At 68.1% G+C, this 14,941-nt stretch carries 9 protein-coding genes; 2 read left to right on the top strand and 7 right to left on the bottom strand.

The annotated features are described in order from the left end of the window. The 3 genes from urtA to BMX99_RS01610 all read right to left on the bottom strand — a co-directional run bounded on the left by urtA (nt 1) and on the right by BMX99_RS01610 (nt 3,408). The gene (gene urtA, locus BMX99_RS01620; RefSeq protein WP_409371754.1) at nt 1–1,284 is read right to left on the bottom strand and encodes an urea ABC transporter substrate-binding protein; all 1,284 of its coding nucleotides are present in this window, start codon (nt 1,282–1,284) and stop codon (nt 1–3) included. Between the two features lie 402 nt (nt 1,285–1,686). Further along, complete coding sequence (locus BMX99_RS01615) at nt 1,687–2,154, bottom strand: SRPBCC domain-containing protein (protein WP_093446307.1); 468 nt, start codon at nt 2,152–2,154, stop codon at nt 1,687–1,689. Between the two features lie 117 nt (nt 2,155–2,271). Continuing rightward, entirely contained in the window at nt 2,272–3,408 is a 1,137-nt protein-coding gene (locus BMX99_RS01610) for a hypothetical protein (protein ID WP_093446305.1), read from the bottom strand. Between the two features lie 374 nt (nt 3,409–3,782). Between BMX99_RS01610 and BMX99_RS01605 the strand changes: the two genes are divergently transcribed. Together BMX99_RS01605 and BMX99_RS01600 are read left to right on the top strand one after the other, a co-directional pair. Beyond that, nucleotides 3,783–5,579: an autotransporter assembly complex protein TamA gene (locus tag BMX99_RS01605; protein ID WP_093446303.1), complete on the top strand. Its 1,797-nt coding sequence runs from the start codon at nt 3,783–3,785 to the stop codon at nt 5,577–5,579. A 68-nt stretch (nt 5,580–5,647) separates the two neighbouring features. After that, nucleotides 5,648–9,757 (top strand): translocation/assembly module TamB domain-containing protein, encoded by a 4,110-nt coding sequence (locus BMX99_RS01600; RefSeq protein WP_093446296.1) that lies wholly within the window; start codon nt 5,648–5,650, stop codon nt 9,755–9,757. Nucleotides 9,758–9,839: 82 nt separating this feature from the next. On the opposite strand, the gene BMX99_RS01595 is transcribed toward BMX99_RS01600, so the two are convergent. From BMX99_RS01595 to prfB, 4 genes are all read right to left on the bottom strand, one after another. After that, nucleotides 9,840–10,631 (bottom strand): DUF2189 domain-containing protein, encoded by a 792-nt coding sequence (locus BMX99_RS01595; RefSeq protein ID WP_093446293.1) that lies wholly within the window; start codon nt 10,629–10,631, stop codon nt 9,840–9,842. Nucleotides 10,632–10,762: 131 nt separating this feature from the next. Further along, nucleotides 10,763–12,199 (bottom strand): amidase, encoded by a 1,437-nt coding sequence (locus tag BMX99_RS01590; RefSeq protein ID WP_093446290.1) that lies wholly within the window; start codon nt 12,197–12,199, stop codon nt 10,763–10,765. Nucleotides 12,200–12,366: 167 nt separating this feature from the next. Then, nucleotides 12,367–13,266 carry an aldose 1-epimerase family protein gene (locus tag BMX99_RS01585; protein WP_244525615.1) on the bottom strand — a complete coding sequence of 300 codons (900 nt, stop codon included), beginning with the start codon at nt 13,264–13,266 and terminating at the stop codon, nt 12,367–12,369. Nucleotides 13,267–13,698: 432 nt separating this feature from the next. After that, entirely contained in the window at nt 13,699–14,823 is a 1,125-nt protein-coding gene (gene prfB, locus BMX99_RS01580) for a peptide chain release factor 2 (protein WP_093446288.1), read from the bottom strand. Nucleotides 14,824–14,941 lie beyond the last annotated feature (118 nt).

The following is a 14,941-nucleotide window of genomic DNA, read 5'->3' as shown; positions in this document are numbered from 1 at the left end:
TCAGTAGTTGGATTCCAGCTGGACGCAGGTGGAGGTGTCGGTGTTGTACATGCCGCACTCCAGCTCTTTCCAATCGGACTTCAGCACTGCGGATTCCGGCAGGAAGTCGGTCCATGCATCGCCGGGAACCGGATCGGTTTCCGAGATGATGTCGAACTGGCCGTCTTCCAGGATCTCACCGATCAGCACCGGCTTGGACAGGTGATGGTTGGTGCCCATCACGGCGGTGCCGCCGGTCAGGTTCGGGAATTCCTGGCCCCACATCGCTTCGCGGACCGGGTCAACATCGGTGGTGCCGGCTTCTTCGACCGCGTTCACCCACATGTTGAAGCCGATGTAGGTGGCTTCCATCGGGTCGTTGGTCACACGCTCTTCACCGGCGAAGGCTTTCCATGCGGTGATGAATGCGTCGTTCGCTTCGGATTCGGCGGACTGGAAGTAGTTCCAGGCGGCCAGGTGACCGACGAGGTTCGAGGTGTCGAGACCCGAGAGTTCTTCTTCACCAACCGAGAAGGCGACGACGGGAATGTCTTCGGCGGAAATGCCCTGTGCAGCCAGTTCCTTGTAGAAGCCGATGTTGGCGTCGCCGTTGATGGTCGAAATCACGCCGACCTTCTTGCCGTCTGCGCCAAGCGCGACGACGTCAGCCACGATCTTGGACCAGTCGGAATGACCGAAGGGCGTGTAGTTGACGAAGATGTCTTCGGCCGCGATGCCCTTGTCCTTCAGGTAGGATTCCAGGATGTTGTTGGTGGTGCGGGGATAGACATAGTCGGTGCCCAGCAGCGCGAATTTCTCGACGCCCAGTTCTTCCAGGTAGTAATCGGTGGCCGGGATCGCCTGCTGGTTCGGCGCGGCGCCGGTGTAGAAGACGTTCTTCGACGATTCCTCGCCCTCGTACTGGACGGGGTAGAAGAGCAGACCGTTCAGTTCCTCGATCACGGGCAGCACGGATTTCCGGCTGACCGAGGTCCAGCAGCCAAAGATCACGTCGACCTCGGACACGGTCAGCAGTTCGCGCGCCTTTTCGGCAAACAGCGGCCAGTCGGACGCCGGGTCGACAACGACCGCTTCCAGCATCTTGCCGTTCACGCCGCCCTTCTTGTTCTGCTCTTCGATGAGCATCAGAACGGTGTCTTTCAGCGTGGTTTCGGAAATCGCCATGGTGCCCGACAGCGAATGAAGGACGCCGACCTTGATGGTGTCGTCGGCGGCGATGGCGGTGGTCCCAAGCAGGATCGAGCCGGCAGCGGCCCCCAGCATGGTCTTCAGAAATTGCGACATATGTACGTCCCCTCTGTGGAACGTCGCCTAACGACCGGGTGGATGGTTTGATTTCCTCTCCCTTCACCCCTATGTGCCGTTCAGCGACGTAATCGTTGCTGGCGTGCGGTGGCTACCGGACTGGCGAATGGTGGGCTGCCGCACGCGTCTGATGCACCCTCGATCAGGTGCGTCGCCACAAGACGCGCTTTCGACAAACAGGGGAACGCTGCTGCGGGGCGAAAGGCGTGCAACGGCGCGATTGCGCCATATTTGCTCAATTATCATGCGTACTTTTTGGAAATTGCCCGTAAATTGGGCGGATTTTCAGCGAATTTGCCGGGATTTTGACTCGGGAACGCAAAACGGCGCCCGTCAGGGGCGCCGTTTGGGGATCTTTCGCGGGAAGGGGTGACCCCGGGGTCAGGCCGCCGTGGGAAGACGCGGCCGGTCGGGCGTTTCGGCAACGTCAGGCTCCAGCATGGTTTTCAGCGCGGACAGCATGCGCGCCGCACCTTCGGTCGCCTGCGACACCTCATCCGTGTCGGCATCCGCGCCGAAGCCGCATTCGCAGTAATGCACCAAGGTGCCGCCGTCCTCGTGCCGGTCCAGCGTCAGCATGATGCGCACGCCGTTCGACAGTTCCAGCCGGATCAGGCAGTCGGGGCGCATCTCGCGGCACAGGACCGAGATCCTGGGGGCGTCCGCGCGGAACTGCCAGCGCAGCTGCGCGCCTTCTTCGATACAGCTGTCACCGGCGTCATGCAGCCAGAAGCGCGACAGTGTCTCGGGGTCGGTAAGGGCAAGGAAACATTCCCGGCGGGGTCGGCGGATCGGCAGGCTCACACGGGCAACCGGCATCACCTTGGGCATCAACTTAGGCTTGAACATCTACGACATCTCCCTTGTCGGGCAGTCAACGCGCTGTGGCGGGGTGGGTTCCCCGGCTTTGATGCGGACAGGCTGCCGCGCGGGCGGTTCGCCGCCGATCCGGCCCCGAGGGTCGTGTTATTTCAAGGACCTAAGCGCCATCACCACCGCATCCAGCATCTGCGCCCGCGCCGAGGGACCCGCGTGCAGGATAAGCGGGCGGCCCAGTTTCGTCAGCACCGCATGGTCCAGCAGCGTGCACCCCCCGGGCGGATCCAGGCGCTGGTGCACCGCGTTCAGCCCCTGCGCCGACAGCGCGGCCACAAGGTCCGGCAGATCGGCGGCCTGGGCGGTCAGATCGGCCGTCAGCACCAGGCTGTGCGGGTCCGCAGCCCCGCCGGGGGCCAGCGTGCCGCGCCGACGGTCCGTGGTGCGCGCGGCCGAAAGATCCGGGTCGGGCGCGGCAAAGGCCAGGATCGGTCCCTGCGGGATCAGATCGGCAAGGGCCTGGGCAAACAGCGGCGAGGGCGCGGGGGCCATCCCCGTGCAATTCGCGGTGGCGCGGGGCGTCGCACCGAAGTTGCGGGCCGGGTCCTGACCGTCGAAGGCCCGCGCCTCGCCGGTTTCGACGGCGATCAGCGTGGTGCCCCGGGTTGCAGCCTCAAGCGAAAGGTCGAACGTCGCGTCGTCGCTGTCGTCCAGCAGCAGGATCGTCGGTCCCCCGGGCGCGGCTGTGCCGATCCGGGTAAAGCGCCAGTTTCGCCCGTGTTCGCGGATGCCGGTTTCCTGCAGACACAGGCCCGCGCCGTCGATCTGCGCGGCATTGCGGGCGACATCTGCGTCGCGGCTTTTGGCCGGGTCCGCGCAGCCCTCGGGGCGCGGGGGCTTTGCGGCTGGGGCTTTCGCGGCGGGGTCGGGGTCCACCTGGTCGGGTGCCACCTGCGGGCGCGGCAAAGGACGTTTGGTCGGGGTGCGCGTCCCGGGCGCGCCCTGTGGTGCAGGGGCCTCGGCCCGGGCGCTGTCCTGCGCGGCATCGGCGGGCATGTCGGCGATGACCCCTTCGGCATCCGCGGGCGCGGCGGAGGGGATGTCTGTCGCGGCGTCATCCGCCGGCGGCGTGGCGGCCTCTTGCGCAGGCACCTCGGGTATCTCTGGCGTCTCGGACGCAGGGCCAAACGACAGCTCTGGCGTGACAACCACGTCGCCGACGCCGGGGGTATCCGCGGCCGCGTCGCCTGCAACATCCTCGGGCGGGCGGATCGCACCGGGCGGCAATACGCCATCCCGGCGGGCGTCGAACAGGCTGGGTGATCCCTGCGCCAGCGCCCCTCCACCAAGGCACGCCACTAGACCAACGCACAAAAGCACAGCACCGCAGACGCCCTGCCGGGTCGCCCTGAAAGCCCGCGAAAGGGCCACCCGTGCCGCCGTGCCGATCTGCGTCAAATCCCGGTTCTCCTGCTGGTCCGCTCCTTCCCTAGCCCGTTCCCGCCCCCTGCGGAAGCACCCCCGGCCCGCTTGCGCGCTTTGCAGGCCTGCAAGGCGGCAATTCCCCGCGCGTGGGCTGCCATGGGCGCGAATCCGCTGGAACTCCGCCAGCCAAGGACTACTTTGGGGAAGACGCCTATTTACCCTGGGACACCGCCCTTATGCCCTTTGTCCGCCGCGCCCCTGCGCCCGGTTTTTGCCTGACCGCCTGCCTTTCTCTTGCCCTCAGCGCGCCCCTTTCGGCGGCCGAGCTGAAGCTGACCGCGCCCGATGACCTGCGCGACGACCTGCTGTCGGCCTCTCTGACGCAGACCGCCCTGGACGAGGGTGAGACGGACGTGCAGGACCTTATCGCCGCCGCCCAGGCCGACTACCGCCGGGTCCTGGCCGCGCTGTATGAACAGGGCTATTTCAGCGCCGAGGTGAATATCCGGGTCGATGGCCGCGAGGCCGCGCGCCTGTCGGCGCTGCAACCGCCCGCCGCCGTCAACCGGATCGAGATCACGGTCGACACCGGCCCCGCCTTCACCTTCGGCCAGGCCGAGATTGCGCCGCTGCCTTCGTCGGACACCCTGACCGAAGGCTTCACGACCGGGGCCCGTGCCGGCACCGCCGTGATGCGCGAAGCCGCCCAGGACGGGGTCGAGGCCTGGCGCCAGAGCGGCCACGCCAAGGCCGCCGTCACCGCCCAGACGATCACCGCCGACCATGCCCGCAACCAGGTCGATGCCGCCTTTCGCATCACGCCCGGACCGCGGCTTAGCTTCGGGCCGTCGCGGATCGCGGCGAACAGTGCCGACAGCGCGGTGCGCCCCGAACGGATCCGCGCCATCGCCGGCATCCCCGAGGGCAAGACCTATGACCCCGACGAGATCGACAAGGCCGAACGCCGGCTGCGCCGCACCGGGGCCTTCCGCGCCGCCAATGTGACCGAGGACGCGGCCATCGGCCCGAACGACACCCTGGGCACCGTGATCGAGGTCGAGGATGCCAAGCCCCGCCGCTTTGGCGCAGGGGCCGAGATTTCGACGACCGAGGGGCTTCGCCTGACCGGCTACTGGCTGCACCGCAACTTCTTTGGCGGGGCCGAACGGCTGCGCTTTGACGCCGAGGTCGCCGGGATCGGCGGCCAGACCGGCGGCATCGACTATTCGCTTGCCGCCACCCTGACCCGGCCCGCCTTCCGCCACCCGGATGCGCAGCTGACCCTGCGGGCGCTGATCGCGCGCGAGGATGAGCCGACATATCTGACCGACCAGGTCGAACTGGGCGTCGGAGTCGACCGGATCATCAACGACAAGCTGACCCTGCGGAGCGAGCTGGGCTTTCGCCTGGCCCGCACCAGGGACAGCTTTGGCACCCGCGAATTCCGCCACGTGCTGCTGACCGGCGGCGCGACCTGGGACAACCGCGACGACAGCACCGACCCGCGCAAGGGGGCCTTTGCCGAGGTCGAGCTGATGCCCTTTGTCGGGCTTTCGGGATCGGCCACCGGGCTGCGGGCCACGGCGGACCTGCGCGGCTACCGGGAAATCGGGCAGAAGATCGTGCTGGCCGGGCGGATGCAGGCGGGATCGGTGATCGGGCCCTCGATCGCCTCGACCCCGCCGGATTTCCTGTTCTACTCGGGCGGCGGCGGCACCGTGCGCGGCCAGGGCTACCAATCGCTTGGCGTGGGCACCGGGGCCACCAAGACCGGCGGGCGCAGCTTTGCCGCGCTCTCGGCCGAGGTGCGCGGCGACGTGACCGGGAACATCGGGGCCGTGGCCTTCGTGGACTATGGCTATGTCGCGGCCTCGTCGCAGTTCGCGGGCGGCAACTGGCACGGCGGCGCAGGCATAGGCGTGCGCTACAAGACCGGGATCGGCCCGGTGCGCGCCGATCTGGCCACCCCCATCACCGGCCCCAATGCGGGCCGCAGCGTCAGCCTGTACGTCGGGATTGGACAGGCATTTTGAGACAGCTTGGCGTTCCAAGACCTGCGCGCACCTACAGACACTCTGACACATCGAGGCACCTTCGCGTCGTGAAACATCTTCTTGCTCTCTTTCTGGTCGTCACCCTTGCCGCGCTGCCCGGGACGGGCCGCGCCCAGGACGAGGATGGCGAAGGCTTCCTGACCCGGCTGCTGCAGGACAGCCTGTCGGGCGCGGGCCGCACCGTCGACATCCAGGGGTTCCAGGGCGCGCTGTCCTCGACCGCGACGCTTGATCGGATGACCATCGCCGACGAGGACGGCATCTGGCTTGAGCTCTCGGGGGCCGTGCTGCGCTGGAACCGCGGCGCGCTGTTGCGCGGGCGGCTGGAGGTCGAGGAACTGTCGGCCGAAACCCTGACCGTGAACCGCCTGCCCAAGGGCGATGACACGGCCAAGGCCGAGGCCTCGGGTTTTGCCATCCCCGATCTGCCGGTGGCCGTGAACGTGGGCGAGGTCTCGATCACCACGCTTGAACTGGGCGAACCGGTGCTGGGCGAAGCCGCGCGCTTTACCTTTGCGGGCAATGCCGCGCTGGACGACGAAAGGCTGGCCACCGCGCTGTCGCTGCGCCGCCTGGACCGCGCCGGAGAGATCACCGCCCAGGTCGACCTGCAACCGGATGCCAACCAGCTGGTGCTGGAGATCACTGCGGAAGAGCCCGAGAACGGCATCGCTGCGCGTCTGTTGGACCTGCCCGGGCGGCCCTCGGTGTCGCTGCGGGTGGACGGGGACGGGCCGCTGGACGATTTCACCGCGCAGATCTCGTTGGCCTCGGACGGGCAGGACCGGCTGGCGGGGACCGTCACGCTGACCGGTCAGGCCGATGGCGCACAGCGCTTTGCCGCCGATCTGGGCGGCGATCTGACCGCCGTGCTTCTGCCCCAGGCGCGCGACTTCCTGGGCGATGACATCCGCCTGACCGCCAACGGCCAAAGCGGACCCGAGGGTCTGGTGCTGGATGCGCTGGACCTGCGGGCGGCGGCGGTGCAGCTGTCGGGGTCCTTCGCGCTGGCCGCCGATGGCCGGCCGCAGCGCTTTGCCCTGAACGGTGAAATCGGGGCCGAGGACGGCAGCCCGGTCACCCTGCCCTTCGGTGATGGCCCGACCCTGCGCCAGGCGGTGATCGCGGCGCAGTTCGACGCGGACCAGGGCGAGGACGTCACCGCCACCGTGACCCTGGCGGATTTCGTGCGCCCCGACGTGACCGTCGGCATCGGAGAGTTGGGCCTGCGCGGCACCATCGCCACCAGCGGCACCCGCGCGGTCGATCTGAACCTGAACGCCGCCCTGTCGCAGCTGGTCTTCACCGACCCCGCGCTGCAATCCGCCGTGGGGGACGAGGTCACCGCCACGACCCGCATCGCCTGGACCGAGGGCGAGGACGTGGTGCTGGACCGCCTGGACCTGCAGGGCAGTGATTATTCCGCCCAGGTGGATGCCACCCTGACCCCGGGCGGCGGCACATCCGTAGTCACCGCCGAAGGGCGCGCGGGCATCACCGATCTGTCGCGGCTGACCCCGCTGGCCGGGGCCGATCTGACGGGCCGTGCCGATCTGGGGTTCACCCTGTCGGCCGATCTGCTGGGCGGCAGTTTTGCGGTGACGGCACAGGGGTCGACCACCGACCTTGCGCTTGGGATCGAACAGCTGGACCCGGTGATCGGCGGCGACGCGGTGCTGGACCTGGCCGTGAACCGCAGCCAGGCGGGGCTTGAGGTTGAAACCTTCAGCCTGACCAACGACCAGATCCGCCTGTCCGCCAGCGGCCTTCTGGCCGATGACGCGGGCCGGATCGAATACGATGCGCAACTGGCCAACTCCGGGGCCTTCACCGGGGCCGAGGGCGGGCCGCTGGCCATCGCCGGCGCCGTGCAGCGCTTGCCCGACGGGTTCGAGGTCACGGGTTTTGGCGGCGGACAGGATCTGGCCACGGGCATCGCCCAGGCCGATGCGCTTCTGGCCGGGGAAACCGACCTGGCCCTGCGCCTGACGCTGACCGACCGCATCCTGCTGGAAGACGCCCGGATCTCGACCCCTGCCCTGTCGATCGAGGCGGGCGGAGAGCTGACGACAGGCGCCCGCGACGTCACCGTCACCGGCCAGCTGTATGACAGCGGCGTGGTCACCGGCAGTAAAGGCGGCCCGCTGGATCTGACCATCCGCGCGCAGCAAGAAGGCGCGGATACCGGCGTCACGATCACCGGCACCGGACGCGACCTGGCCACGGGCATCGCCCAGGCCGATGCGCTTCTGACCGGGGACACCCGGCTGGATGTTTCGCTTTTGCTGGGCGAACGGATGCTGCTGCGCGATGCTACGATCACCAATCCCGCCCTGTCGGTTCAGGCCGAAGGGAACCTGACCGACGGCGCACGGGACCTGCGCGCCAGCGTGACGCTGGACAATTCCGGCGCGCCGCTTGGGGCCTCGGGCGGGCCGGTCACGGTGAACCTGCGCGCGGTACAGGACGGCACGGCCTATGTGCTGGACCTGGACGGCGAAGGGCAGAACATCGGCACCGGTCAGGCGCTGGCGGATGAGGTCCTGCGCGGCACCACCACCTTTGCCGCCGAAGGGCGGTTCGATCAGGGCCAGCTGCGGCTGAACAGTGCGACGGTCGACGGCGCCAGCGTGACGGCAAGCGCCAGCGGGCTGATCGCAGACGGGGCGACGGATCTTGATTTCCGCGCGCGGCTGGCCTCGCTGTCGCAGGTCGTGGCGCAGGCCCCTTCGGGGCCGGTTACGGCCAGCGGATCGGTGCGGCAGCTGGAGGGCGGGGCCCTGGCGCTGACCATCGACGCGGACGGGCCGGGCGGCACGGTGGCGCGGGTTTCGGGGCGGGTCGGGCTGCCGGGCGGCGCGGTCGACCTGGACATCTCGGGCAATGGTCCCTTGGCGCTGGCCAACCCCTATATCGCCCCGCAAAGCATCACCGGCACCGCCCGGTTCGACCTGGCGCTTTCGGGCCAGCCGGGGCTTTCGGCGCTGTCCGGTCAGGTCTCGGTCTCGGGCGGGCGGGCGTCGGTGCCTTCGGCGGGACTGGCGGTCGAGGCGATCGGCGGCACCGTGTCGCTGGCAGGGGGCCGCGCCCAGACCGACCTGCGCGCCACGGTGAACGGCGGGGCCATCGCCCTGTCCGGTCCGGTCAGCCTGTCGGGGTCCTACCCCGCCGATCTGGTGGCGACGCTGACCAATGTCCCGATCGAGAAACCCGGCCTTCTGTCGACCCGCGCCAATGGCCGGATCACCGTCAGCGGCGGGCTGACCGGGGGCGGCACCGTCGCCGGGCGGATCGGTCTGTCGGACACCGAATTGCGCATCCCCTCGGGCGGGTTCGGCGGGGTCGAGGCGATCCCCGAGATGCGCCACGTCAACGAAGGTGCGGCCAGCCGGGCGACCCGGACACGGGCCGGGCTGACCGACAGCGATGGTGCCTCCTCGGGCGGGTCTGGCGGCGGCAACGCCCTGCGCCTGAACCTGCGGGTCGAGGCCGAGAATTCGATGTTCCTGCGCGGGCGCGGCATCGACGCAGAGCTGCGCGGCGGGCTGACGCTTGAAGGCACGACCAATGACGTCCGCCCCGTGGGCCAGTTCGACCTGGTGCGCGGCCGGATCGACATCCTGACCAAGCGGCTGGACCTGACCGAGGGCCGGGTGCGTCTGGCGGGTGGCTTCGATCCGATCATCCGGCTGGTGGCGGAAAGCAGTTCCGGCGAATACGTGGTGCAGATCGTCATGGACGGCCCTGCCGCCGCGCCCCAGGTGGTCTTTACCTCGCGCCCGGAACTGCCCGAGGACGAGGTCCTGTCGCAGCTGTTCTTCGAACGCGACATTGCCTCGCTTTCGCCGCTGCAGGCGGCCCGGCTGGCCGTGGCCATCGCCGAGCTGACGGGCAAGGGGGGCGGCGGCGTCGTGGGCAAGATCCGCGACGGGGCCGGTCTGGACGACCTGGACGTCAGCCAGACCGCCGACGGGGAAACCGCGCTGAGCGCCGGCAAGTACATCAGCGACAACATCTATACCGAGGTCGAGGCGACAAGCGGCGGCAAGACCAGCCTGTCGATCAACCTGGATGTCACGGACAACCTGACCGCCAAGGGGCAGCTTGGATCGGATGGCGACAGTTCCCTGGGTATCTTCTTTGAACGGGATTACTGATCGGCGCGGTTCGTCAGGATCCTGATTGCGGTACAGTAAACGGCCCTACAAACGGCCCCGCCCCGGCGGGGCCGTTTCGCGTTCAGCTCCGGCGGCCCGCGTCCGGCCCATAGGCCAGCTGGTCATACAGGTGCCAGGTCGCATGGCCCAGCAAAGGCAGCACCCAGAACAGCCCCAGGAACCCCGGGATCAGCGCCACGAAGGTCACCACGGCAATGAAGGCCGCCCAGGCCAGCATCGGCCCCGGGCTGCCCCGCACCACCTGGAACGAGGTGATCATCGCGGTGACGAAATCCACCTCGCGGTCCAGCAGCAGCGGCAGGGCGATCACTGTGATCATGTAGAGCAGCAGCGCAAAGCCCGCGCCGACCAGCGTGCCGACCGCCAGCATGGCCAGACCGTTCGGGGTCAGGAAGACCTCTGCGCTGGACGAGATGTTGGTCATGGTCGAAAGCCCGAGGAACAGGGCAAAGATCATATGCGCCAGGAAGAACCAGAACAGCAGCATGAAGATGATGATCGCGCAGATCGACGGCAGCTGTCGTTTCGACTGACGCAGGATCACGGTCAGGATCGCGCCCCGGTCCAGGGGGCGGCCCTGTTCCAGCCTTCGGGACACGTCGTATAGCCCCACGGCCGCGAAGGGTCCGACCAGCGGAAAGGACACCGCCGCGAAGATCAGCCAATAGCTTTGCCCGGTGGCAAAGGTGATCCAGGCCAGGATCCAGCCGATGCCCACGTAGGCAAAGGCAAAGAACATCCCCCAGATCGGCGCGCGCCGCATGTCCGCCGCCCCCCGCGCCAGAGCCTGGCGCAAGTGGTCGAAACGGACGGGGACCAGCGGGGGCACCCCCAGTTGCGGTGTGTCTGGCATGGATCCTCCGTGCTGTCCGGGCGGATGTGCCGGGACCCTTGCCAAAGGGAAGCCGGAAAATCCCGCGCGATCAAGAACATCCCAAATACAGCTTTAGCCCGGGGGTCCCGTGGTCAGCCACTGCCGGGGCCTCAGCCCCCGGCGCGAGGCGGCGGGCGGCGCGATGGCCAGTCGGTTGCCAAGTGATAGCCCTGCGCCAGTTGCAGCACGCCCAGATCGCCCCGGTAGGGGCCGATCAGCTGTAGACCCATGGGCAGCCCCCCGGCCCCGAAGCCCGCAGGCACCGCCAGCCCCGGCAAGCCGATCAGCGACGCCGGGATCACGCATTCCATCCAGCGGTGATAGGTGTCCATCGCCTGGCCCGCGATCACCTTCGGATGCGCCCAGTCCACCGGGAAGGGCCAGACCTGCGCCGTCGGAGCGATGAGCGCGTCATAGCGCGCGAAGAGCGCCGCCGCCGCGCGATACCAGGCCGAGCGGATGGAAGAGGCGCGCAGGATCTCGCTCGCGCTCAGGGCGCGGCCGCGCTCGATCTCCCAGACCGCGTCTTCGCGGATCAGCGGGCGGTACTTCGGGTTGTCGAACAGCGGCCCGACACTGCCCGCAACCGCCAGCGACCGCAGGTCGATCCAGGATTGCCACAGGTCCTCGGCCGGAAACGGGGCCGCCAGCGGTTCAACCGTGCAGCCCAGGTCTTCGAAGGTCTTCAGGGCGGCCTCGCATGTCGCCAACACCCCGTCCTCCATCGGCCAGGCCCCGCCCCAGTCGCCCAGCCAGCCGATGCGGCGCCCTGTAAGGTCGGCGTTCAGCGCGCCCGAAAACGGGCCGTCGCCGTGGGAAAAGGGCACGCCCGGATCGCGGCCCGCCTGCACGTCCAGCAAAAGCGCCAGGTCGTCGGGGCAGCGCGCCATCGGGCCGGCGGTGGCCATGGGGGACAGGAACAGCTCTTTCCCCGGGTCGTTCGGCACCAGGCCATAGCTGGGGCGGAAACCGTAGACATTGCCCCAGCCTGCCGGGTTGCGCAGGCTGCCCATCATGTCCGATCCGTCCAGCAGCCATTGCATCCCCGTGGCCAGCGCCGCCGCCGCCCCGCCCGAGGATCCGCCGATCGACCGCCCCGTGTCGTAAGGGTTGCAAGAGGCCCCGTAGACCGGGTTCACCGAATGCGATCCCAGCCCGAATTCCGGCACGTTGGTCTTGCCGATGACGATGATCCCCGCCGCCCGCATCCGCGCCACGTGCAGATCATCCGCCTTGGGGATGAAGTCCTTCAGGATGGGAGAGCCCAGCGTGCCGGGAAGCCCCGCCGCATTGGCGGTGTCCTTGATCGCCAACGGCAGCCCCTGAAGCGCCCCGGCGGGCGTGTCGCCGGTTTCCCGTGCCTGGTCCTGGGCCCGGGCCTCCTGGATCAGCTGGTCGGCATCGCGCAGGGCGACGATGGCGTTGACGCGGGGGTTCTCGGCTTCGATCCGGGCCAGGCAGGCGCGCATCACCTCTTCCGAGGAGACCTCTTTCGTCTTCAGTTTCCCCAGCAGGTCCCGCGCGCTCAGCGTTGTCAGCTCTGTCATCTCACCTCTCCCCTTTTGGCGGGAGGTTAGCGATGCGGCGCGGGAATGCCAGAGTGCAGCCGCGCAAGCCTGCCCTCGCATGGCGGTTCGGCTGTGCGGCACGGTCCCGGTGCGGCGCTTCAGGGTCGGGTTCCGGGGGGCTGTGGGGCCGACGTGCCCGGAGAGGATCAGCCGATCGTCACCGACCAGCGGAAGCGCGCGCTTTCGCCCGGGGCCAGGGTGATCGCGCCGGGGCGGTCCGCGATCTCGGGGCCCGCACCCTTGCGCGCGGCCATGCCGTGCCAGGGTTCGATGCACAGGAAGGGCGCGCCGGGCTTCTGCCACAGGGCAAGATTGGGCAGATTTTCAAAGGTGAAACGCAGGCTCGGCGCGTCAGAGGCGTCCGGCGCATCAAAGCGCAGCCCCTGCCCCGCACCCTCGGGAAAGATCATGGCGTCGGCGTCGAACATCGCCGGGTCGGGCCGTAGTTCTCCGCCCGTGAATGGCGAGGGATGGCGGGTGTCGTCCAGCAACCCGTTGGTCAGCCGCGCCAGCGCAGGCTCGGCCCCATTGTCCAGCGTGATGCGATGCGCCTGCCCCTCGGCCCCGGGCAGCGGCCAGAGGAAGGCGGGGTGAAAGCCCAGGCAGAAGGGCATCATCGCCCGCCCGGTGTTGGCGACCACGGCGGTTACGGCAAGGGTCGCACCGCTGACCGCATGGGTCACGGTCAGCGCGAAGGGGCGCGGGTAGGCATCGTGGGTGGCCATGTTGTCGGTCAGGCTGTGCACCACACGGGTCGGTTCGGCCTTGATCCGGTCGAACGTCATGCGGCGGGCAAAGCCGTGCTGGGCCATCTCGCCGCCCTGCCCGTCAATGGCGACCCGGTCGTCGGGTGCACGGCCCACGATCGGGAACAGGATCGGAGAGCGCCCCGACCAGACCTGCGGATCGCCATGCCACAGAAGTTCACGCCCGTCCGGGGTCATCAGGCTTTGCATCTCGGCCCCGTGGTCCGAGACGGTCACCACGATGCCATCGCTTTCGATCCGGGTCACCGGGTCCGGTCCGTGCATGCCCTGTCCATCCATGTCGCTGCCCTTTGCATGGTCTTTTTTGGCAAAATGCCATGTTGCGGGCGCAGGGAAAACAGGCGGGGATCCGCTCGGCGGAAATGCGGGCTTTTTGGGAAGCGGGATCTTGGGTGGAAGGGCGGGAGGTGCCTGCCAGAAGAATCCTCAACTCTGAGAAATTGGCGACAACATCGGCGACTGCGTTGACTTCGATCACCAGATAAAACCGGATCGCAACGTGTGCTGTCTTCACAAAGGGCAGCGTCCGGCCCGCGGGGGGGCGCAATAGCGCCGCCCCAGGGGGGCGGGACGGCGCTGCCCGGCGTAAACGCCGGGCGGTACAAACAACTGATCGGGTGACCGAATGTCGCCACATGGCATCGCCCAAAGAAAAAGGGGCCGACCCCGGCCCCTTCCCCAAATCCAAACCGCCGCCCGAAGGCGCGCAGTTCAATCCTCGCCTGCGGCCTCGGCGCGGGACTTGCCCGAGACGTTCATCGCCAGCGTCGCCGCCATGAACCCGTCCAGCGCACCGTCCAGGACGCCCTGCGTGTCGGAGGTCTCGTGCTCGGTCCGCAGGTCCTTCACCATCTGGTAAGGCTGGAGGACGTAGGATCGAATCTGGTTGCCCCAGCCGGCCGAGCCCTTGTTTTCATGCGCCTCGTTGATGGCCGCGTTCCGGCGGTCCAGCTCCAGCTGATAAAGCCGCGATTTCAGCGCCTTCATGGCGATGTCGCGGTTCTGGTGCTGCGACTTCTCGGACGAGGTCACGACAATCCCGGTCGGCGCGTGGGTGATCCGCACGGCCGAGTCGGTGGTGTTCACGTGCTGACCGCCCGCGCCCGAAGACCGGTAGGTGTCGATGCGGATGTCGGCGGGGTTCACCTCGATCTCGATATTGTCGTCGACCACCGGATAGACCCAGACCGACGCGAACGACGTCTCGCGCGTGCCCTTGCCGAAGGGCGAGATGCGGACCAGACGGTGCACGCCGGATTCGGACTTCAGCCAGCCATAGGCGTTGTGGCCGGAAATCTTGTAGGCGACCGACTTGATGCCCGCTTCGCTGCCGGCTTCCTCGGACTGCAGTTCGACCTTGTAGCCCTTCTTCTCGGCCCAGCGGACATACATCCGCTGCAGCATCGACGCCCAATCGCAGGCCTCGGTCCCGCCGGCACCTGCGTTGATCTCAAGGAAGGTGTCGTTGCTGTCGGCTTCACCGTTCAGCAGCGCCTCAAGCTCTTTCTCGGCGGCGCGCGCCTTCAGCACCTTCAGCGCGGCTTCGGCCTCGGCGACGACTTCGTCGTCGTCCTCCATCTCGCCCAGCTCGATCAGCTCGACGTTGTCGGACAGTTCCTGCTTGATGCCGTCGTGCACGGCCAGGCTGTCGACAAGCGCCTGCCGGTCCTTCATCAGCGCCTGCGCCTTTTCGGGATCGTCCCAGAGGTTCGGATCCTCGACACGGGCGTTGAATTCCTCAAGCCGGTGCTGCGCCGTCTCCCAGTTCATCCGCTGGCGCAACAGCTCCAGCGATTTTTCGATGTCAGAGACGATGTTCTGGGTCTCGGCGCGCATGTCTGATCCGTTCTTTCCTGTCAGGGCCGGGTGATACCGTGCCACCGCCTTGTGGGCAAGATGTGCCGCCCCGTTCGGGCAGCGGGGGCCGGGTGGTGCCCGGCCCCCATGATGAAAT

This window comes from Pseudooceanicola nitratireducens (assembly GCF_900109195.1).
GTDB lineage: Bacteria > Pseudomonadota > Alphaproteobacteria > Rhodobacterales > Rhodobacteraceae > Pseudooceanicola > Pseudooceanicola nitratireducens.
The sequence above is the reverse complement of the archived record's forward strand: the minus strand, read 5'-3'. Positions and strand labels throughout refer to the sequence as shown.